At 66.8% G+C, this 19,666-nt stretch carries 21 protein-coding genes and 1 pseudogene; 9 read left to right on the top strand and 13 right to left on the bottom strand.

All coding sequences use genetic code 11. The features are described from left to right. Positions 1-61 precede the first annotated feature (61 nt). The 12 genes from ACQ86L_RS21500 to ACQ86L_RS21445 all read right to left on the bottom strand — a co-directional run bounded on the left by ACQ86L_RS21500 (position 62) and on the right by ACQ86L_RS21445 (position 10,189). Positions 62-364, bottom strand: a complete 303-nt coding sequence (locus ACQ86L_RS21500; RefSeq protein ID WP_392342460.1) for a hypothetical protein — start codon at positions 362-364, stop codon at positions 62-64. Positions 365-549: 185 nt separating this feature from the next. After that, positions 550-1,437, bottom strand: a complete 888-nt coding sequence (locus ACQ86L_RS21495; RefSeq protein ID WP_392342557.1) for an ArdC-like ssDNA-binding domain-containing protein — start codon at positions 1,435-1,437, stop codon at positions 550-552. 439 nt (positions 1,438-1,876) lie between these two features. Beyond that, complete coding sequence (locus ACQ86L_RS21490) at positions 1,877-3,274, bottom strand: ParB/RepB/Spo0J family partition protein (RefSeq protein WP_392342556.1); 1,398 nt, start codon at positions 3,272-3,274, stop codon at positions 1,877-1,879. Between the two features lie 667 nt (positions 3,275-3,941). After that, the gene (locus ACQ86L_RS21485; RefSeq protein WP_392342554.1) at positions 3,942-4,709 is read right to left on the bottom strand and encodes a hypothetical protein; all 768 of its coding nucleotides are present in this window, start codon (positions 4,707-4,709) and stop codon (positions 3,942-3,944) included. Further along, positions 4,696-5,724, bottom strand: a complete 1,029-nt coding sequence (locus ACQ86L_RS21480) for a hypothetical protein (protein WP_434319013.1) — start codon at positions 5,722-5,724, stop codon at positions 4,696-4,698. The genes ACQ86L_RS21485 and ACQ86L_RS21480 overlap by 14 nt, the downstream gene beginning before the upstream one ends. A 531-nt stretch (positions 5,725-6,255) precedes the next feature. Next, positions 6,256-6,489 (bottom strand): hypothetical protein, encoded by a 234-nt coding sequence (locus tag ACQ86L_RS21475; RefSeq protein ID WP_143465936.1) that lies wholly within the window; start codon positions 6,487-6,489, stop codon positions 6,256-6,258. 78 nt (positions 6,490-6,567) lie between these two features. Beyond that, on the bottom strand, positions 6,568-6,999 hold the full coding sequence (locus ACQ86L_RS21470) for a hypothetical protein (RefSeq protein ID WP_392342551.1): 432 nt from the start codon (positions 6,997-6,999) through the stop codon (positions 6,568-6,570). After that, positions 6,999-8,048 (bottom strand): M23 family metallopeptidase, encoded by a 1,050-nt coding sequence (locus tag ACQ86L_RS21465; RefSeq protein ID WP_434319012.1) that lies wholly within the window; start codon positions 8,046-8,048, stop codon positions 6,999-7,001. The genes ACQ86L_RS21470 and ACQ86L_RS21465 overlap by 1 nt, the downstream gene beginning before the upstream one ends. Positions 8,049-8,073: 25 nt before the next feature. Beyond that, a complete protein-coding gene (locus ACQ86L_RS21460) occupies positions 8,074-8,583 on the bottom strand; it encodes a hypothetical protein (RefSeq protein WP_392342548.1) in 510 nt (169 codons plus the stop codon). Then, entirely contained in the window at positions 8,580-8,915 is a 336-nt protein-coding gene (locus tag ACQ86L_RS21455) for a hypothetical protein (RefSeq protein WP_434319011.1), read from the bottom strand. Before ACQ86L_RS21455 ends, ACQ86L_RS21460 begins: the two co-directional genes overlap by 4 nt. A gap of 47 nt (positions 8,916-8,962) precedes the next feature. Beyond that, positions 8,963-9,922, bottom strand: coding sequence for a ParA family protein (locus tag ACQ86L_RS21450; RefSeq protein ID WP_392342547.1), 960 nt, complete (start codon positions 9,920-9,922; stop codon positions 8,963-8,965). 12 nt (positions 9,923-9,934) lie between these two features. Then, entirely contained in the window at positions 9,935-10,189 is a 255-nt protein-coding gene (locus tag ACQ86L_RS21445; protein WP_434319010.1) for a helix-turn-helix domain-containing protein, read from the bottom strand. Between the two features lie 183 nt (positions 10,190-10,372). On the opposite strand from ACQ86L_RS21445, the gene ACQ86L_RS21440 reads away from it, so the two are divergent. From ACQ86L_RS21440 to ACQ86L_RS21400, 9 genes and pseudogenes are all read left to right on the top strand, one after another. Next, positions 10,373-10,969: a DUF6668 family protein gene (locus tag ACQ86L_RS21440; RefSeq protein WP_434319009.1), complete on the top strand. Its 597-nt coding sequence runs from the start codon at positions 10,373-10,375 to the stop codon at positions 10,967-10,969. A 25-nt stretch (positions 10,970-10,994) separates the two neighbouring features. Next, positions 10,995-11,291, top strand: coding sequence for a hypothetical protein (locus ACQ86L_RS21435; RefSeq protein ID WP_121264432.1), 297 nt, complete (start codon positions 10,995-10,997; stop codon positions 11,289-11,291). A 17-nt stretch (positions 11,292-11,308) separates the two neighbouring features. Then, positions 11,309-12,046, top strand: coding sequence for a hypothetical protein (locus tag ACQ86L_RS21430; protein WP_392342544.1), 738 nt, complete (start codon positions 11,309-11,311; stop codon positions 12,044-12,046). Between the two features lie 81 nt (positions 12,047-12,127). Beyond that, positions 12,128-13,561, top strand: a complete 1,434-nt coding sequence (locus ACQ86L_RS21425; RefSeq protein WP_434319008.1) for a hypothetical protein — start codon at positions 12,128-12,130, stop codon at positions 13,559-13,561. Between the two features lie 8 nt (positions 13,562-13,569). Continuing rightward, positions 13,570-15,074, top strand: a pseudogene (locus tag ACQ86L_RS21420) (SCO6880 family protein). Continuing rightward, positions 15,074-16,798, top strand: coding sequence for an ATP/GTP-binding protein (locus ACQ86L_RS21415; protein ID WP_392342541.1), 1,725 nt, complete (start codon positions 15,074-15,076; stop codon positions 16,796-16,798). The pseudogene ACQ86L_RS21420 and the gene ACQ86L_RS21415 overlap by 1 nt, the downstream one beginning before the upstream one ends. A 328-nt stretch (positions 16,799-17,126) precedes the next feature. Then, the gene (locus tag ACQ86L_RS21410; RefSeq protein WP_392342539.1) at positions 17,127-17,678 is read left to right on the top strand and encodes a type IV secretory system conjugative DNA transfer family protein; all 552 of its coding nucleotides are present in this window, start codon (positions 17,127-17,129) and stop codon (positions 17,676-17,678) included. 153 nt (positions 17,679-17,831) lie between these two features. After that, the gene (locus ACQ86L_RS21405; protein ID WP_434319007.1) at positions 17,832-18,560 is read left to right on the top strand and encodes a type IV secretory system conjugative DNA transfer family protein; all 729 of its coding nucleotides are present in this window, start codon (positions 17,832-17,834) and stop codon (positions 18,558-18,560) included. Positions 18,561-18,618: 58 nt separating this feature from the next. Further along, positions 18,619-19,068, top strand: a complete 450-nt coding sequence (locus ACQ86L_RS21400) for a DUF4913 domain-containing protein (protein ID WP_392342536.1) — start codon at positions 18,619-18,621, stop codon at positions 19,066-19,068. An 88-nt stretch (positions 19,069-19,156) separates the two neighbouring features. Here the strand turns inward: ACQ86L_RS21400 and ACQ86L_RS21395 are convergent, their stop codons facing one another. Beyond that, positions 19,157-19,660: a GNAT family N-acetyltransferase gene (locus ACQ86L_RS21395; protein WP_392342535.1), complete on the bottom strand. Its 504-nt coding sequence runs from the start codon at positions 19,658-19,660 to the stop codon at positions 19,157-19,159. Positions 19,661-19,666: the final 6 nt, after the last annotated feature.

Here is a 19,666-nt window from a genome sequence, read left to right as displayed (position 1 = left end):
CGGGTGCGGGTGCGGGTGCGGGGGAGGGGCGCCGGCCCCCTCACGACCGGCGGCCCACCGTTCAGCTGGAGGTTGTGGTGGCTGTCACGTCGTCGTGGTCGCCTTCCCAGAAGTGATCCAGGGCGGCGCGGATCATGCTGGCTGCGACACTTTCGGTATCGATGCCCCGCGCCGCTCGCTCGGGGTAGCGCAGTGTGACGGTGAGGGAGCGTGTCGGCGCGGAGTGGTCGATTCCGTCGCTCGGCTCGTCGTCGGCGTATTGGTAGGTCCACGCGAATCCGACTGCACCCTCGGGGCCTTCGCCGTTGCGCTCGAATGCGGCGCGGTGCTCGTCGTCTCCCGGGTGCGGGGCGCGCAGTGCCATTCGAGGCCGCCGACGTCGTAGGTGGTGTTTCCGCATTGCTGGCCGGTGGGGCTGAGGTCCGCGTCGGGCGCGGCGGGGTCGAGCTGCTGTTGGTCGAGAGCGCCGGGCCGCTCGTAGGTGATGATCATGGGGGTTTCCTTCTGGGTTAGTGGGGGAGGGCCGCTCGAGAGCGGCCCTCCCAGGTCTCAGGCGGCGTCTTCGGTGTCGTCGCCCTCGTCGGCGGGGTCGAGGATTCCGGCGATTTGGTGAGCGGCGCGGAGGACGCGGGCAGCGGTGGACTTGATCAGGTCGGTGTCCGCGTCCGACCATCCGGCGATGTAACCGACGCTGTAGGCGCTGGTGTCGAATCCGATCAGGCCGGCGACGACGTAGGCGACGCTCTCGGCCTCGGTCTCCATCAGTCCGCGGTGCTCGACGTACTCGGCCAGGTCCTCGGTGTGGCCCAGGACGACGTGCGCGGTCTCGTGAATCAGGGTCTTGGCCATGTGCTCGGGGCTGAGGTCGGCGTCGACAACGACGACCATTTCCTCAGGGTCGGTGTAGCCGTTCTTGGGGCCCTGGATCGGTCGGAGCTGGACGGTCCAACCTTCCTCGACGAGGTAGGTGGAAAGCGCGTCGACGATGCCGAAATCATCCGCTCCGGTGAGCTGTGCCGTGAGGGTTCCCGCGTCCTGGGCGCCGTCCACCAGGTCGGTCTGTCCGATATCGAACACGGAGAGGATGGGGAAGCGGGCGACCCGCTTTTCTACCTCGTCGCCGTTCTCGTCCTCCGCGGTGATCTTCTTCGTGCTGTAGCCGAAGATCCGGATAGCCTTCTCGCCCTTGCGCACCTGGCGGCCGAGCGACTGCCATTTCCGGAAGCCTGCGACCTGAGATGCCTCGGGCATCTGGGAGAGGATCAGCAGGAGGTTGTTCAGCGAGTAGGCGTGGAACGCTTTCGCGAAGTCGAGGAACGCCCGCCACTGGTCGGAGTCGCGCAGCTGCTCCACCTGGTCGCAGATCGAGTTATGTAGGGCTTCTGCCTGAGCCTTCTTCTCTTCACTGGTCTTGCCGGGTCGACGGGTCTTGGTCACGATTCTCTCCCTGCGTGGACAACTGTTTTTTGTGCCTTCCGGCGAGAGAAATCGATAGAGAGCGGGAGTGCCGGAGCCCCGGGTCGTGGAATACCGGAGGCGAGCGCAGCGAGTGAGGATATGCCGCGAAAGCCCGGGGCACAGGCGCGGAGCGAACTACGATGACCGGCCGGAAAGGTCACAAATGACGTTCAAATAGAGGAGTGCCGCGTAGCGGCTCCGCTGCAACCAGTCAGGGCGGCGGCTGCGTCGCCGCGCAATTTTGCGCCCCTCGGGCGCTGCCCCATCACTTTCAGTCCGATATCAGAGTGATATCACTTCAGGTGCAAGGGCCGGCCTCCGTGCCGGGCCGGGAGGGAGCGGCCCGGGCCGCAGCTGGGGGAGCGACCCGGGGCGTGTGAGCGGCGGGTGTGGGGGACACCCGCCGCTCTTTCACTCACTAGCCGTCGAGGTCAGTGTCGTCCTCGCTGTCAGCGAGGGGCGCGTAATTCGTCCCTGCGTGGTCGATGACGATCTGCTCGACTTCCGAGAGAGCGTATCCCCAGGCGGCGAGCTGGGAAAGGTACGCGGCTTTGGTCGCTTCGGGGTATCGCCACGTGTTCTTGCTGGTCGCGGATTCGATGCCGCCGAGCACCACAGCGAGGCTGACATGCTGCGCCTTGGTGGGGGACTGCTCGACGTGGGCGGCGAGCTTGTCGTCGTAGTAGCCTCCGCGCTCGATGCCGAGCAGCTGGTGGGCCAGCTCGTTTCCGGATGCGGCAGCGGCCCCCACGTCGCGGCGGTGAGTGGTGAGGCCCTGGGCGATCACCTTCGCGGCGTCCTTCGGCAGCGTCTTGCGGGTCAGGAGCTCCGTGAGCCATTCGCGGCGCACTGTCTCGGCCGACGCCCACGCCTTGTTGTTGGCGATCAGCGTACGCCGCTCGGCCTTCTGCTCATCGGTCATTGGGCCGCTGGTGGAGCCCTGGCTGCTGGCCTTATTGAAGCCTGCGGCCTTCGGGTCGCTGAGGAAGTAGCTGACGTTCGGCTCACCGTCGAAGTAGACGCGGACGAACACAGCACGGCCTTCGGCATTCTCGATGTGCTCCGGGGTAACCCGCTCGCCTTCGGCGGTGGTCAGCTCGCGGATGCTGATGAAGTCGGTGTCGTAGTAGCCGCGGTCGTGGTCGAGGATTTCGTAGCCGCGGCCGCGCAGCTCGTCCTCGGCCTGCCCCTTGACCTGTGCCCGGGCGCGGTCGTCGCGAGCACGCTGGGCCGCGTGGGCGAACTGGCCAGGGTCGTCGATTGCGATCTTGATCAGCTCGGCGCGAGTGGCCTCGTCGTCCTCAAACTCGATCAGGGTTGCGGCCTGGTCGAGGGTCAGCTGGTGTTCCTGGATCGCGGATGCGGCGACGGCGTTCTCTGCGACGGCCAACCCGTTCTTCACCACGGCCTGCTTGGTCCCGGTGCGCTTGGCGATCGCCGTGACGCTGAGCCCTTCGAAGGCGAGCTGCTGGAACGCTGCAGCCCGGTCGCCATCGGTGAGGGCTTCGCGCTGATCGTTCTCGACCATCTGCTGCACGATGCGCTCCACGGTGGCCTCGTCCGCCTCGACGATGTAGGCGGGGATGCTGCTCAGTCCAGCCTCACGCGCAGCGAGGGTGCGTCGCTGGCCTGCCCGGACCAGGATGTTGCCCTGGGCGTCGCGCCTGGCGAGAACGGGCGTCAGGACGCCGTTCTCGCGGATGCTGGCCACGAACTCCTTGGTCAGCGGGGCGCTGGGGCGCACGTTGGCTTCGATGATGATCGCTTTGGGGTCGATGTGCTCGACGGTTCCCTGGCTTACGGTAGTGGTGTTCACGGTTCTCTCTCCCGATCAACTGATTTTTTTGCCTGTCTGGCGAGAGAAATCGATAGAGAGCGGGAGCGCCGCAGTACCGGGTCGTGGAATACCGGAACGCAGCGAGGATATGCCGCGAAAGCCCGGCACGAAGGTGCGGAGCGAACTACGATGAACGGCCAGACAGACGAAAAAAGCGCAGCAAGAACAGTGCCGCGCATCGGCTCGGATTGAGCTCGTCACGCTCCCGCCGGCCGGGCATGCCGGGCGAATGGATCTAGCGCACAGACTTCTTCTGCGCGGCGATACCGGCACCGATCAGGCCACCGGCAGACACCAACAGCAGTAAGGCTCCTGCGATCATGCCGACCTCGACAAGCGTCGGCAATTTCATTGCGACCGCCAAGCTGCAGAGGACGACAGCGAGAACGGCAACACACGCCCCGAGAGCACCGAAAGCCTTTGTATCCACGCGTCCACCATAGCGACGCCGGCGCGGGCAATTCGCGATCGGCGCTAGGCGGCGTCTCCGAGGTATTGCCAGCGGCTTTCGGGGCTGAGCGCGCCGGCCGCGACCAGCTGCTCGGGCGCCTTGATGGTCGGCTCGACGGTCGGCGGATCGTGGGTAGCGGGGCCAGATTCGTCTCGCCCGGGGCGGTCGGCCTCGAATAGTGGACGGCTCGATGCATCACGACGTCGTGGGCGCGTCCTGGGGGAGGCGTTCATAGTGGTGAGCTCGGCTTGCCACCAGGTCCACACTTCGCGTTCGGCTCGATATCGTTCGGCTCGATCGAGAAGGGTTCCGGCGACGACCGAGGATCCTTGCTGCCTGGTCACGGAGATCTCGCTTGGCTCTCGCCCATCCTTCACGGTGTTTGACGATGAGCCGATGCCGACGGAGACGGCTGAGGATCCTCGTGGTGTGGCGGATGCCAGTACCGAGGATGCGCGATGCGGTCTCAATGGTGAGTGCTGGGTGTTGACGGAGGGCGGCGTAGAGCTTTCCGGCGAGATGACCGAGGCCGGCGCGGGTGAAGAGGTCGTGTCGACTGTCTGTTAGTTCGTCCTCGAGTTGGGCTACTTGGACGGCGCGAGCGTTGAAGAGATCGGCCGGGGGGCGGGGGTTATTTAGAGGATGTGACCGGACTGTGCCGGAGGTTGTGGAAAGTGTGAGGGTCAAGCGCCATTCGGCGGCGTTGCCGCCGTCGGTGGTGGTGACCTTCTGCACGTATCCATCGCGTGCGAGCCGCTGGAGGGCGTCTGCGGCCGTGGTGCGGCCGAGCCCGACCATCAGGCCCAGATCACGGATCGAGGCCGCTACGACCCGTTTCCCGGTCTGCAGGGTGAGGTAAGCCAGGGCGGTCAGGATCGAGCGCTCGGAGAGCGCGGCTTCCGTCCGTCCCCAGCGCCCGGGGGCGACGCGGAATCGCGTCAGGAGGTCGTCAACGTCGCGCACGATGGCGTCGAGCTCTGTGAGGTCGCGCGGCTTCGCGTGCGACCGGGAGCGGCCGTTGTACGGCCGCGTACTGCTGCGCCTTGGCCCACTGCCGTTCGAGTCGTTCACGCGCCTCAGCGGGCGAGCGGCGGCGGCGGGTGCCGCGGCCGGTGTTCTTGGTGCGGTAGTGCTCCATCCCGGGGGCGGTCTTCGCCGCGTGCTCGACGTCGGCCAACGACCAGCCAGCGTTTGCGGCCGCCAGGAGGCACATGAACCCGGTCCAGGACGGGTTGCTGCCGCCGTCGATCGTGCCCATGTGAGCGGCGCCGGCTGCGGTGAGCTGTCGGTGCGCGCGGTGCGAGCGGTCGACGGGGCCGGATGGGGCGCTCTCAGCGGCTCTCAGAGCGGGTCTCCGCTCATCGAGCACCGCTGCGAGGCCGATCAGTTCGTCAGGAACGATCCTGCTGGCCGTGAGCACGTCGAGACTGCCGCGAATGATGGTCGACGAGGAGCCGTCGCGGTGAGGCGACAGCGGCGGCCGCGCCGCGCCCTCCCGCACGTTCAGGAGCATGCCGTGGTCAAGGGTGCGATAGTTCGCGCGGGCAGCGCGGGCGAGTGACGCCACAACGTCGGCCGGGGCTCCGCCCGGCACGGCGATCCAGATGTGACGGCCGCCGGTCCCGGAGGACTGACACAGCACATAGGCGATCGAGAGTTCGTCGAGGATGACGGCGAGGGCGTCGGCCTCGTCGACGGCGCGCTCCATGAGCTCGGCGTCGACGCCGTGCTTGTCCTTGCCGTCGAAGTCGAAGCAGAGCAGCCGGAACAGGCCCGCATCGTCGGCCAGGCGGATGCACCACGGCGTTGCGGGTGCGCTCGGTCCGACGCGGTAGAAGCTGGGATAGCTGTTCTCGTCGAGACGGCCGTAGGCGTCTCGCTTCATCACGCGCACGCGATCGCGCGGGCTGATTCGGCGGGTCAGCTCCCAAGCTGCATCAACATCGCCAGCAGACTGGCGCACGTTGAAGCCGGCCAAATCGTCGTATTTGGGACTATTTGTGCCTATCATGGTCTCACCTCCAGGTCCTGGATCTGGGCGTAACAAATCCCCCGGTCCTTCCGGGTCTTCTGAACATCACCTTGCGTCTGGTCCCTGGCCAAAGTTCTCAGACGCAAAGGCATCGGCTTTGGCCCGCCATCTCGATGGCGGGCCACCTTTGTTTAACTCGGTTGCTATGGGGCGGCTCCTGAGGAGATAGGCGCGCTGGTTGCGCGGCCGTGAACCTCTGCGGGATGACAGAGGGAGTCTGGGGGCGACCGTGGACGAGAGCGCGGAAAGGGGCGCGAGCGACAGGTGCCGACACGCCGAAGTGACACCACAATGTGTCGCCGTCGAGGCATGAGGGGTTACCATGTCGTCACTCCTAGTTCTTCCCGGTTCTAGGTAAAACAAAGCCCCGGGCTTGTCCCGGATCTTTCAAACAGCCCCTCATCGTCCCGGTCGCCAAACTAGTCAGATGAGCGGCATCAAGCTTCGGCCCGTCACCTAGGTGGCGGGCCATTTGATTTAAGCGGCTGGGATAGGCAGCTCCAGTCGCGTTCGATCGGCTTGAACAGGCGCCAGCTCCGGCATGCCCGCTTCGCGGGCAAGGATCGACGCGATGTAATCTCCGACGTACTGATAGCCGGCCGCGGCGGCCTGCTCTTCGATCTTTTCGCCGACGGGGACTGCAACTCGGGACATAAGAGCCTTGCGCTGTCCCTTGCTTGGACGACCGCCGGTAGCAGTGCGCTTGTTCATGTGCCGATTCAATCCAGTTTCTGTAACTGAAACAGTGAGGCGCGCCGGTACGGCGCGATCCGAAGTTGACATGTCGGGTCATTGGTAGTTGCGCTCCCGCAGCGATGCAGGGCCTGCTTCGACGTCGTGTGGAGACTTGACGCCGCAGAGGGTGCAGTAGTTGTTGCGGAGGGACTGCGGCTTGCTGCAGTGCCGGCAGGGGGCGTCTCCGATGATGCGCTGTGCGCTCTCGGGAGCGTCGTCAACGGTTCCGTCGGGGTTGAGGATCTGCACGAAGGCGTCGGGGTGGATGCCGAGTTGGTAGGTGCCGTCGACGTCGGCGACGGTCAGCCTCACGGGGCGGCCCACCTGCCGGCCGATCGCGGCGCATCGGGCGATGATGCCGGCCCGTATGCGGGCGGTGTCGGCTGCGATCAGGGCGCGGGAGGTTCCGCTGATCGTGAGTTCACCGGATGCGTCGGCGCGCACGATCGCGTTCAGGCGGGGTTGGGCGGGGATGAAGGTCGGCATCAGTAGTTCCTGTGGCAGGTGTCGTTGCAGAGGGTCATGCCGAAGAGCTCGTAGAACTTCTCGGGGTCGACCCAGCCGGGCACGGCCGGGTCGAGGGAGAGCGTGGCAACTTGCGGGTTGATATTGCCTACGACGTTGATGCGGAGGTCGAGGTGGCAGCCTGTGGCGGGTGCTTCATCGCCAACGAGGGAGATCTTCTGGCCGGTTTGCACGGTGTCTCCGACCTTCACGAGTCGGTCGGACTGGTGGCTGTGCAGGTAGGAGATTGTGTAGCCGTCCGGGCTCTTGATCGAAAGGTAGAGGCGGTCGGAGAGAACGACAGTGCCGGGCTGGATGGCGTAGATGGGTTTGCCGCACGGGTTCGGCCAGTTCTGCAGGTCATCGGCCGGGTGGTAGCTGCTTGCCCCTTCGGTGGGCGAGCTGCGCGGGCCGAACTTGTCGGTCATGTTGAACGGCATGTCCAGCGGCATTCCGAGGGCGCCGCTGCCGCATCCGGTGGATGGGGAGGCGGTGACGCCGCTGAGTGCGGCGGTGACCTGTCCGGCGGTGTCCCAGTATTTGGCGTAGTAGTACGGGTCGGCGTTGACCTGCACCTTGTGGGCGGCGATGGTGGGCTCGAGCGTCTCCCAGTTGGGGACGTTCTTCAAGCGCTCGAAGAAGAGCGTCGCGGATTTGAAGGGGTCCATCCGGTCCGCGAGGCTGCCCCAGCTGTCGCGCTGCTGGAACAGACCGCGCGAGTCGGGTCCGGCCTGGTCGCCGTAGTTGAGCACCCGGAGGCCGGATTCGCCCATCGCGGTCATGACGCCGATCTGCTGGGCTTGGGCGCTGAGCCCGAGGGCTTCGGCGGCGTTCATGATGTAGGCGGCGTTCACGAGCTGATCGTGGCCGTAGCCGGCGACTGCGGCGGACGGAACCGTGTTCTCGTCGACCTTGACGCCGGCACCGGCGGGCCCGCACGCGGCTGCGGCGGCGTTGCTGCCGCCGAGGAGCAGGATGAAGCCGAACAGGAGTCCGACGAATAGGACGGGGACGAGCAGTAACGCGAGCACCCCCTTGCCGCCTTGCTGCACGTGTCTACCTCCCCGGTGGCGTGATTCGGTCGACGAGCCAGGGGTCGGTCGGTGCCTTCCGGGTGAGCGAGACGGCGTAGGTACCGATATCGGTTGGGACGGTCACGACCAGCGCGTAGTCGGTGGCTCCGTCGATGACCGTCCCGCTGCCCGTGACGCGGTGGACCGGGACGTTTGATGGGTCGGTGCCTTCGTACGCGGCTGCGCCCTGTTGGGTCAGCATCGGGTACAGGGCGTTAATCCATGTCGTCGCGTCCAGCTGTGGCCGCGCGAAGGCCGTCATGAACTTCTCTGCAAGCTTCACGGCTGCCGCCTGGCTGCTGGAGTCGGCTGCAGCGGGAGTCGGGGCGTTCGGCCCGTCATCGAGCTCATCGGTGGGCGTCGAGCGCGGGGTCTTGGTCGTGCCATCGGGAAAGGTCGCGACCGGCGTTGAGACCGGTGACAGTTGCGGTGCACACCCGGTCAGGACGAGAGCCGCGAGGGCGACGCCGGCAACGCCGGCGGCGCGCCTCACAGGCCCTCCGCTACTGCGGCCGCCGCGGCGAGCCATGCGCGGCGCGTGATCGGGTTGAGGGCGTCGTAGCGGATCTTGCCGCTGTGCAGGGCCTCATCGAACGGGATGGTGACCACTCGGCGCGCGATCGCCGCGAAGCCGTTCGCGATCTGCTGGGCGTCGCCCTTGTCGGCGCTCTTCTCCGACTGGGAGACGATGACAACGGCGTTGTCGGCCAGGGCTGCGGAGCGTTCATCCCGCTGTGCCAGACCGTCGAGCAGGAGCGCGCCGGCTTCCGCGTGCTCTCCCAGCGCCGTGGTGGCGATGACGAGCTGGTCGCTGCGGTCGATCATCTGCTGCCACCGCTCGGCGGATTCGTCGTTGCCGGAGTCGATGAAGATCAGCCGGAAGTATTTGCTGGCGACTTGGTGGAGCGCGTCGAATTCGACGCGGCTGATCCGCTGGTCAGCGGAGAGCGCCTGCGGGTTGGAGCGCAGTACGTCGTACTTGTCGCCGGTCTGGTGGTGCACGAAATGTGCCAGGTCCGATGACTGTGCTGGGGGGAGAGCAGCCGCTCGGTCTGCGGGAGGAGGTTGTGCACGGTGGCCTCGTGCGGGCCTTGCTCGGTGCGCCATCCCAGCGTGCCGCGAGTCTCGTTGTTGTCCCAGGCGAGCACGCCTGAGCCGCCGTAGCGGGCGAACACCGCGGACAGGAGTGCCGTCGTCGGGGTCTTGTTGGCCCCGCCCTTGCCGTTCACGATCGCGATCGTCCGCGGGCCGGGCCAGTGCTGGCTCACGGCGTGGACGTCGCGGCGTTCGGCCAGTTCCGACTCGGAGGGTGCGACCTGGACGCCGACGCGGGCGAGAACGCCTCGCCATCCTTGCGTGGCGGGCTGCTCGGGTGCCTCCTTCTCGAGGAAGGAGGCGCGGGCCGCGCGCCGCTCGCTGATCGTCGCCTGCGGCGGCACGGTGGCCTGCTCCGCTGCAGCTTGCGGCGCCGCGACCGCGGCAGGGGGCGGAGGAATGCGCTCGACGTCGTAGGCCGGCGGCACCTCCACCCGCTGCACGGTGTCTTCTGCGGCCGCTGCTGGCTCAGCAGGGATGAATTCTCCGACCGCCTCCACACTGCCGTCCGGAGACACAATCAGCTGCCCTTGGCCCATCGCGTCCTGTGTGATGAGCATCACCGGCCGGCCGTACATGCGGGCTCGGCCGGTGACTTGGGTGAGGATCTGTTCGCGGACGTGGGTGTCGTTGTTGCCGGCGACCTCGTGGTGAGTCCCCTCGATCACCAGTAGCCCGGTCGCGTCCGGGTTCACGATCGCCCGAATGGTGGGGTGGGAGGATTCCTGCTGAGCCATGTGGCCGCCTTCCTAGTCGTCGCTGTGGCCGGTGTAGCGCCGTAGTGCCCACTTCTTGAAGTCCGCGGTGAGGATTGTGTATCCGCGGCCCAAGTTCAGGGCTGGGAGCTTTTCTTCGGGGTCGGCTGAGCCGATTGCTGCACGGATGATGTGCTCGCTCACGTTGAACACTTTCGCGGCTTCGCTCACGCTGAGAGTCGTCGGGAGACCCTCAAAGAGATCGTCGAGCGCCCCCATGTCAACCGAAAACCATTCCATGCTGTGCAATGATGCCATTGTTTAAGTGAAATGGAACTGTTTGCCATTGTCTGGGTCTATTTGCATTCATTCGGGGTAAGCTTCCTTCCGGGGGTCGAAGTAACCATGTTGACAGTATGTCGATAGTCGTCCCCCGTTCGGGTGATACTTGGCGGTAGACAAGATAGTCGACTCCGAGAAGGGGGATCTTCGGTGACGGACTCTCAACATCCGTGGCTTGCCGGACCGGCCGTACCTCAAGAGGCACCGCCGCCCCGAGCTCGCCGCGAACTCCCACGCCCGGCCGCTCCTCAGCCGGGCGTTCCCGCGCCTGATCACGCTGACCGGCTTCCGCGGCGAGACGTCAACCGTCCCGCACCGCTGTGGTGGCTCGGCGTCCATGGCGGCGCGGGGGAGTCCACCCTGGCCAACCTGGTCGCGGGATCACGCACCGCCGGCCATGCCTGGCCGATCGGCTACGACGGTGCGACGACGAACGTCGTCCTTGTAGCCCGGTCGAATGCATCGGGCCTCGCGGCCGCGCAGCGCGCCGCGATCGAGTGGGCATCCGGTGTGCTGCCCTCGGTGAACCTCCTCGGCCTCGTGATCATCGCTGACGCGCCCGGCAAACTGCCCAAGCCCCTGAGGGAGCTCGCACACCTGGTCTCCGGGGGAGTACCGCACACCTGGCACATCCCGTGGGTAGAGGCATGGCGGCTCGGAGAGACGCCCGACCTCGAGCACGCACCCAAAGACGTTCGGACGCTCATCTCCACGGTGAGCGCACTGTCCAACGCGACCAGCGCCTAACCGGGCCTGACCGAAAGGAAGCACAATGCACACGCTCCACACCGTTCTCGACACCGTGAACTCCTTCGTCCCGCTGGACGTTCCCGACCCCGGGAATGGCTCTGCCCCTCCTGGATCGGAGAAGTTCATCGCCGTCATGGGGTGGGTGAAGTGGCTCGCCCTCGGCGTCGTGATCATCGGCCTCATGATCATCGGCGCGAAGCTCGCGATCGAGAGCCGCCGCGGCGAGGGCGGAGCCCACCTCGGCTCACTCGGAATGGCGATGGCCGGCGTGATCGTCATCGCCGGCGCGGCTAGCCTCGTCGGCTTCCTCGTCAGCTGACCGAAGGGAACACACGCATGTCCGACAACCAGCCATCCGAGTCGAACCCGTTCACCACGCGGCGATTCATCCTCGCCGCGGTCATCGTCGGGGTCGTCTTGCTGTGCGCGGTCGTCCTCGTCGTAAGTTCAGTGATCGGCGGGCAGGCCAAGCCGAGTGCGAACTCATCAGGCGCTCCCACCAGCACCCCCACGCAGACGAGCGTGAGCGCGGCCGATCGGAGCACCTGCGGGCTCCCCGGCTTCGAGAAGTCGGGGACCCTCACTCAAGCACCGAACAGCAAGTGGCAGCTGGTGGGCACTGTTGCGGCCCCCACCGACCCGAAGGGGTCGGGCCCGGGCAACGTAGAGTCCTCAGGCTTCCGCAGCTGCTACGCGCACACGCCAACCGGCGCCCTCTACGCCGCCGCGAACATGCTCGCGGTCGTTTCCGACCGCAGCCTCGTACACGAGGTGGCCGACAAGCTGACGATGCCCGGCCCGGGCCGTGACGCTCTTCTCAAGCAATCCGCGAGCACGAGTGGCACGACCGTCCGCTACCAGATCGCCGGCTTCAAGCTCGACTCATATTCGGGTGACCAGGCGACCGTCGATATCGCCGTCAACCTTTCAACTGGCGAACTGGTCAGTTTCCCCTTCGCTCTGCAATGGGACGACGGGGATTGGAAGGTCAAGACCACCGATGACGGCGGCTTCACTCTGCCACCCGCGCAGCTGCAGAGCCTCGGTGGCTACATCCCCTGGTCGGGCGCCTAATGGCTTGCTCGATCATCGACCCGACCGGATGCGTCTAGCGGCATCATCTCGAAAGCAACGAACGACAGCCTGCAGCAGTTGGTGAACAACGTCGTGGAGGGCGTTGGCAAGGCGTTTTCTGCCCTCGGTTCGGTGTGGGTACTGATTCCTACGCCGAACCTCACCGGTGGCGGCTCGACCGCCACTAACTACTCGGCCGAGGGCGCTCAGGGCGCATCGGGCTTTCTTACGATCCTGCAGTGGTCCGTGTGGATCTCCCTCGCTATCTGCATACTCTCGCTGATCGCTGGAGGGGCGCTCCTGGCCGTCAACCGTCGTCGGGGCGACGGTGAGCGGCATCTCGGTCGCCTCGGCGTGATCATCGCCGCGGTGATCCTCATCTCCGGAGCCTCTGCCATCGTCGCGGCGCTCCTGCCCGGCATGGGATCTTCGAACGCATCGGATGCAGTCGGCTACATCCAAGACTCGCTCTGGTGGTACACCGGCGGCCTGGCCGTGCTGTCGGTGATCATCGCCGGCGCCCGAATGGCCTGGACGCAGCGAGCACAGGCAGGCAAGGACCTGCTGCAGTCGCTCTTCACTCTGGTCGTTGTGTCAGCTGCCGGTCTGACCGGTATCGGCCTCGCCGTCGCGGCGGCCGACGGCTTCTCGAAATGGATTCTGGACGGCGCGACCGGCAAGGACTTCGGCCAGAACATCACCGCAATGGTCGGCATCAGCTCAACGAGCGCCATCGGCCTGATCGCCTTGCTCATCGTCGGCATCATTGCGACGTTCTTCACCTACATTCAGGTGATCCTGATGGTGATTCGCGGTGGCATGCTCGTGCTGCTCGCCGGTATCTTCCCGATCTCCGCAGCGTTTACGAACACGGAGACCGGGCGAGCCTGGTTCAAGAAGTGCACCGGCTGGCTGATCGCGTTCATTCTCTACAAGCCGGCCGCTGCGATCGTCTACGCGGCCGCATTCAAGCTGACCGGCGCCGACCTGTTCAAGGATGACGGGAGCGGTCTGATCAAAATCCTCACCGGCCTCGCGCTCATGGCGATGGCGCTCGTGGCGCTGCCAGCACTAATGCGTTTCGTAGCGCCAATGGTGTCCCAGGTTGGTGGCGGCGGCGGAGCGGGCTTGGCCCTTGCCGCCGGCGCTGGCGCAGGCGCCGCGGAACTGGCGACCGGCGCGATCCGCAAAGCCAACACGGGCGGCGGTTCAGGCGGCGGTTCTCCCAGCAATCCGAAAGCCACCGGCGATCCAAAAGCGACCGGCGCGACCAACAGTCCGGCTACCAAGCCTGCGCCCGCGCCGACGGGTGGAAACACCGGGACGGCGGCGACTGCCGGGAAAGCGGCGGGAGCTGGCGGCGGAGCCGCAGCGGGTGGAGCTGCGGCAGCTGGCCCCGCCGGTGTCGGCGTGATGGCAGCCCAGAAGGGCCTTGAAGCAGGAGCGAAGGCAGCCGGCGCAGTGCGCGCCGCTGCGGCAGATGCAGCCGGTGACGGCGCATCGGGAAGTAACTAGGAGTCAGCATGGCGAACACGCAAGCTCAGGTACGAACGTACGGCAACTGGCGTCGACCGACGACACCCGGCCTCCTGGGGCTGGGGATGGTCGGGAACGATCGTTCTCCTGGCGGGCCTGGTCGCGACGGTCATCACCGTGATGTTCGGCGGCCTCATCAACGGTGTGATCGTGTTCGCAATCATGGCCGGCTTCCTGCTCACCGTCGCGGTGAAGGACAAGCACGGTCAGAGCGCGCTCACACGCACTACGAATCGCCTGAACTGGACGCGCGCCCGCTCGTCCGGCTCCAACCTGTACCGTTCGGGCCCTCTCGGGCGGACCGACTGGGGCACCGCCCAGCTGCCGGGCATGGCGGCGCAGTCCCGACTCAGCGAATACACCGACTCCTACGGGCGACCGTTCGCGATGATCTATGTGCCCTCGGCCGGTGACTACACCGTCGTGATCGGCACGGAACCGGATGGTGCCGCACTGGTCGATCAGGAACAGATCGACAGCTGGGTTGCCGACTGGGGGCACTGGCTGGCGAACCTGGGCGACGAGGCCGGCATCGTCGCCGCAGCTGTCACCATCGAGACCGCCCCCGACACCGGGCGGCGACTGCGTGGTGAGGTCAATCTGAACATCGACCCGGAGGCACCCGCGTTCGCTCAGGCGATGCTCCGCGAGGTCGTCGCCAGCTACCCGTCCGGATCTGCCACGGTCCGGGCGTACGTGTCGATCACGTTCGCTGCGGCCACCCGCACGAATGGTCGACGTCGCGACGCCGACGAGATGGGCCGTGAGCTCGCGGCACGCCTGCCCGGTCTGACTCAGGCGCTCTCAGCGACCGGTGCTGGCGCGGCCCGCCCTCTGGGCGCGCAGCAATTGTGCGAGGTCATCCGGATCGCCTACGACCCGGAGATTGCCGAGCTAATCGACGATGCGCACCAGTCGGGCGAACCGTTCGAACTGCGCTGGTCCGACGTCGGCCCTTCCGGAGCTCAGGCCAACTGGGACAGCTACCGGCACGACTCTGCCCTGTCGGTGACCTGGCAGATGACGGAGGCTCCGCGCGGCATCGTCCAGGCCAACATCCTCACCCGATTCCTGGCCCCGCACCGGGATATCGCGCGCAAGCGGGTGACCTGGCTGTACCGGCCGATCGACGTCGCGCAGCGCCGCGGCGATCGTCCAGTCAGACCTTCGCGCGGCCAGCTTCAACATGACCTCCAGCGACCGGCCCACCGCCCGCGACGTGGTGGGAACCCGCGCCGCGATGGCCACAGCCGAAGAGGAAGCGAACGGCGCTGGCTTGGTCAACTTCGGCATGGTCGTCACCGCCACGGTGACCGACCCAACCCGGGCCGCTGACGCGAAGGCGGCGATTGAGAACCTGTCGGCAACGGCTCGCCTTCGTCTGCGGGTTGTGACAGGCGGTCAGGACTCCGCGTTTGCAGCGGCCCTCCCGCTGGGGATCGTTGTTCCCAAGCACTTGAAACTGCCGGCCGAGCTGAGAGGGGCACTCTGATGGCCAGCTGGTTCAAGAAGCTCTCCCGCTCGAGCAACCGCATTGAGCAGGCCGCTGCGCGAGCTGCGGTGCCGTCTCCGGCGACGCCGCGGCGCGTGCCGGCACGCGGCTACCCGGGACGCGGTCGCGGCGAGATGATGGTGCTCTCCGCCGCTCCCGAGTGGCGCGGCACCACCGTTCAGGTGTGCGGGCTCTGGCCGTTCGGTGTCGGTACCGGTGCGCCGATGATCGGTGTGCCGCTTGGCCGGCACCTGGTCAATCGAGGCACGGTCTGCTGCGACCCGATTTCGTGGTTTCAGCGCGCGAACCTCATCTCCAACCCGTCCGCTTTCGTGCTCGGCAAGCCGGGCTTGGGGAAGTCGACCATCGTTCGCCGGATGGCGACCGGCCTCGCCGGATACGGCGTCCAGCCGCTTGTACTGGGCGACTTGAAGCCGGACTACGTAGATCTGATCGAAGCCCTCGGCGGCCAGGTAATCCGCCTCGGCCGCGGCCGAGGCTTCTTGAACATCCTCGATCCGGGCGAGGCGAAGGAGGCGGCACAGCTGCTCCGCGACGCCGCCCAGGCCGAACGGGAGGCAGCCGCGGCGGAAGAAGCCGAGCTCGCGCATCTGCGCTCGCTCGAGGTGCCGGAGGATCCCGACCGTGCGCAGCTGATCCGCGAGCGGATCGCCGCCCTTGTCGGCTCAGTCACGACCCGCGCCGAGCGGGCTAAGCGCGACGACGAACTGGCCGCGGAAGTGCTGCAGGATGCGCACGGCCGCCGCCTCACGATGGTGTCAGCGCTGCTGACGATCATGCGCAAGTCGCCTCCGACCGATCGGGAGGAGACGATCGTCGACCGGGCCTTGAAGCTGCTCGACGAGCAGCATGAGGGCGTGCCGGTACTGAAGGATCTCCTGGATTTGATCCGTCAGGCGCCGCCGGAGCTGCGCGCCGTCGCGTTGGATCGCGGCGACCGCGCCCGGTACGACGCGATCACCGAGAATCTGGAAGCATCCCTCATCGGCCTCACCACCGGCGGCCGGTTGGGCGAGCTGTTCTCCAAGCAGACGTCCACGCCGATGCGTCGCGACCGGCCCGTCGTCTACGACGTCTCGACCATCGACGACTCGGAGACGGACCTACAGGCCGCCGTGCTGTTGGCGTGCTGGTCGGCTGGGTTCGGCACGGTCAACGTGTCGAACGCTCTTGCGGATGCTGGCTTGGAGCCTCGCCGCCACTACTTCGTGATCCTCGACGAGCTGTGGCGGGCGCTCCGCGCAGGCCGCGGGATGGTCGACCGGGTGGACGCGCTCACTCGGCTGAACAGGCAGCGCGGCGTCGGCATGGCGATGATCTCCCACACGATGAGCGACCTCATGTCGCTCCCCACCGAAGAGGACCGGATGAAGGCGGCCGGCTTCGTCGAGCGCTCTGGCATGGTCATCTGCGGCGGCCTCCCGTCCAAGGAGATGCCGCTGTTGAACAGCGCCATCAGCGTGTCCCGCGCCGAGCAAGAAATGCTCCAGGGCTGGCAGGACCCGCCCGCGTGGGACCCGATCACCGGCCAGGAGGCCGATCCTCCCGGCCGCGGCAAGTTCCTGATCAAGGTCGGCGGTCGACCGGGGATACCGCTCACCGTGGAGCTCACGGACGCCGAGCTGCACATCAACGACACGAACAAGCTGTGGCATGCCGTCTCCCGCACCGGCACGGTCGGCCGCGCCGAGGTTCCGGCATGAGCCCCACGAACCGCATCAAGGAGCCCTCCGCCGCAGGTGACGGTGCCCTGGTCTGGGTGTTCGTCGGCCGTCGTCGTCGTGCTCGTCGGCGGCCTCTGGGTCGCCGTCACGCTCGGCTCCAAGCTCGACGGTTTGAACCCTGGCCTGCCTCGTAACCCGTTCGCGGTGTTCTTCGGCACGTTGAAGGGCACCTACGTGTGGCCGTCCTCGGCCACCTGGATCCTCATCGTCGCCGCGGCGATCGTCGTCGCCCTCGCGATCCTGATCATGGTCGCGCTAGCCAAGCGACGTCGGCGCCGGTCCGCGCGTCGACCACGCGGCCGGTCACATGGGCCGCGGCCGCGACCTGGCCGCCCTCTCGGCCAAAGGCGCAAAGAGCACGGCGCAGCGGCTCGGCGTCGATGGATGGCTCGGTGTGCCGATCGGCATCACCGTCGCCGGCCGGCGTTGGCTCTACGGCTCCCCGGAGGACATGCACGTCGACGTGTGGGGCCCGCGGACCGGTAAGACGACCTCCCGGGCGATCCCGGCGATTCTCAGCGCCCCGGGCGCTGTCATCGTCACCTCGAACAAGCGTGACGTGCTCGACGCGACCCGCGAAGTGCGGGCGCAGAAGGGCACGGTGTGGGCGTTCGATCCGCAGGGGATCGCCTTGGAAGCGCCGTCATGGTGGTGGAATCCGCTCTCCTACGTCACCGACGAGGAGCAGGCGGCGAAGCTCGCCAATCACTTCGCTTCCGGCTCCGCGCGCGGGCGATGCCCGCGCGGATGCGTACTTCGACCCTGCCGGGCAGGATCTCCTTGCCGGGCTTCTACTGGCGGCCGCGCTCGACAATCTGCCGATCACTCAGGTGTTCACCTGGACCACCCGGCCCAGTGACGAGAAGGCGATCGATATCCTCCGCGACCACGGCTACGACCAGGTGGCCGATGCGGTCGCCGGCTACGTGTTCGCCGCGCCCGATCAGCGCTCCGGCGTGTTCGGCACCGCGCAGCAGATGGCCTCCTGCCTGAAGAGTCGGAAGATCGCCGCGTGGGTCACACCCACTGGCGGCAACTTCGCCGGCGACCGCGCGGCCGCACTTCGACCCGCACGTGTTTCGTGCGCAGCTCGGACACGCTCTACAGCCTCTCCAAGGAGGGCAAGGGCACCGCGGGCCCTCTCGTCACGGCGCTCACCGCGGCGACGATCGAGGCCGCGGAGCAGCTGGCCACCACGCAAGCGGGCGGCCGCCTCGCGACACCGATGCTCGGGGTGCTCGACGAAGCGGCCAACGTCTGCCGATGGGAAGCCCTGCCCGACCTGTACTCGCACTACGGCTCCCGCGGCATCGTCCTGATGACCATCCTGCAGTCCTGGTCGCAGGGCGTCGAGGTCTGGGGCCGCAACGGAATGCGCAAGCTCTGGTCCGCCTCGAACGTCAAGGTCTACGGCGGCGGCGTGGCCGAGACCGAGTTCCTGTCCGAAATGTCGCAGCTGATCGGTGACCACGACAAGCGCACCGCCTCCGTGAGCGTCGGCCGCGGCGGACGCTCGACGTCGAACTCGATTCGTCGTGAGCGGACGATGGATGTTGCCGACCTGGCCGCGCTTCCGCGCAGCCGCGCCGTGGTGTTCGCCTCGGGTGCTCCGGCGACGCTGGTTGAGACGGTCCCGTGGATGCGCGGCGACCAGGCCGACGCGGTTCGCGCGTCGATCGCCGCCCACGACCCCGCCAACGGGACTCGCAGTTGCTCCCGACGCCAGGTTGAACCCGTCTGACGGCTCAGCTGGCGCACGCGCCTGGCTCGACGCGGCCGCGTCACGAGAGGATCGGGCAGTGAGCTACGAGGACGACATGCGCGACGACGAGTTCGACGAGCAGGGCACGGCCGACGACGACGCCGGCGAGACGCCTGAGCCGGACCTGTTCTACGGCTCGGTGGATGAGTTCGTGCGGGAGTACCTGATCAAGGTCTACCGCCGTCCTGTGGGCGCTCAAGGCGGCATGAAGTGGGCCGCCCGCTGGTGGGAGTACCCCGAAGCGCTCAGCCGACTCGACGCGCTCTGGCGCGCCTGGGAGCATCTACGACTTGACCCGGCTACCGGGATGAGCGTGTGGTGGCGTGATCACGCCGACCATCACATGCCTGCACTGCTCAGCCCGAACGGCCCATTCGCGGCGTCGGACGATCAGAACAAGCGCGGTGAGCCGCTGCCCTACGAGGCCCCTCCTGAAGGCTTGTTCCCCGACATGCGATGGTCAGCAGAAGGGTTACATGACAAATGAAGCCACCCGAGGTAGAGCTTGGCGAGGACCCGGATACCATCCACGGCTACGTCGTCGCGGACATCGACCTGAGGACTGGCAAACGCCACTAAGGTCGGCGGCGCTCGATCAGCACGGTGTCTCTCCACTGGTCGACACACGGTCCATAGGCCATTAGGGCGATGCGTTCTCGGGTGCCGATGCGCCGAAACCCAGCCCGATCATGGAGAGCGAGACTTGCAGCGTTCTCCGGAAAGATGCTCGACTGGATTGTCCAGATATCCGCCGCGTCGCATGCGTCGATGAGCGAGGCCAGGAGTGCGCGGCCAACACCTTTTCCCTGCGCCGCACCAGCGACATAGACAGAGTGCTCAACGACTCCGCGGTAAACCGTGCGGGCGGATGTTGGAGAAACGGCAGCCCACCCGAGAACGGTGTGGCTGTTGTCGACGGCAACGAGGCGAGCGACGGCGAGCTTGCTGGCGTCGAAGTCCTCCCAGCTCGGAGGCTGGGCCTCGAACGTGGCGTTGCCGGTGGCGATGCCTTCGCGGTAGATGGTCTCGACAGCTGGCCAATCAGCGGGAGCAAGGGGCCGAATCGTGATCACGGTCATGGTGTC

Origin of the sequence: Leifsonia sp. P73 (genome assembly GCF_051059105.1) — a bacterium.
Classification (GTDB): Bacteria; Actinomycetota; Actinomycetes; order Actinomycetales; family Microbacteriaceae; genus Leifsonia.
The sequence above is the reverse complement of the archived record's forward strand: the minus strand, read 5'-3'. Positions and strand labels throughout refer to the sequence as shown.

What these genes read in the sequence shown, in the direction of transcription:
- ACQ86L_RS21500 (WP_392342460.1), bottom strand. Translation starts at nt 364, where the DNA reads ATGGCACTGCGCGCCCCGCACCCGGGAGACGACGAGCACCGCGCCGCA.
- ACQ86L_RS21475 (WP_143465936.1), bottom strand. Translation starts at nt 6,489, where the DNA reads ATGAACAAGCGCACTGCTACCGGCGGTCGTCCAAGCAAGGGACAGCGC.
- ACQ86L_RS21470 (WP_392342551.1), bottom strand. Translation starts at nt 6,999, where the DNA reads ATGCCGACCTTCATCCCCGCCCAACCCCGCCTGAACGCGATCGTGCGC.
- ACQ86L_RS21455 (WP_434319011.1), bottom strand. Translation starts at nt 8,915, where the DNA reads ATGATCGACCGCAGCGACCAGCTCGTCATCGCCACCACGGCGCTGGGA.
- ACQ86L_RS21450 (WP_392342547.1), bottom strand. Translation starts at nt 9,922, where the DNA reads ATGGCTCAGCAGGAATCCTCCCACCCCACCATTCGGGCGATCGTGAAC.
- ACQ86L_RS21435 (WP_121264432.1), top strand. Translation starts at nt 10,995, where the DNA reads ATGCACACGCTCCACACCGTTCTCGACACCGTGAACTCCTTCGTCCCG.
- ACQ86L_RS21430 (WP_392342544.1), top strand. Translation starts at nt 11,309, where the DNA reads ATGTCCGACAACCAGCCATCCGAGTCGAACCCGTTCACCACGCGGCGA.
- ACQ86L_RS21415 (WP_392342541.1), top strand. Translation starts at nt 15,074, where the DNA reads ATGGCCAGCTGGTTCAAGAAGCTCTCCCGCTCGAGCAACCGCATTGAG.
- ACQ86L_RS21410 (WP_392342539.1), top strand. Translation starts at nt 17,127, where the DNA reads ATGGGCCGCGGCCGCGACCTGGCCGCCCTCTCGGCCAAAGGCGCAAAG.
- ACQ86L_RS21395 (WP_392342535.1), bottom strand. Translation starts at nt 19,660, where the DNA reads ATGACCGTGATCACGATTCGGCCCCTTGCTCCCGCTGATTGGCCAGCT.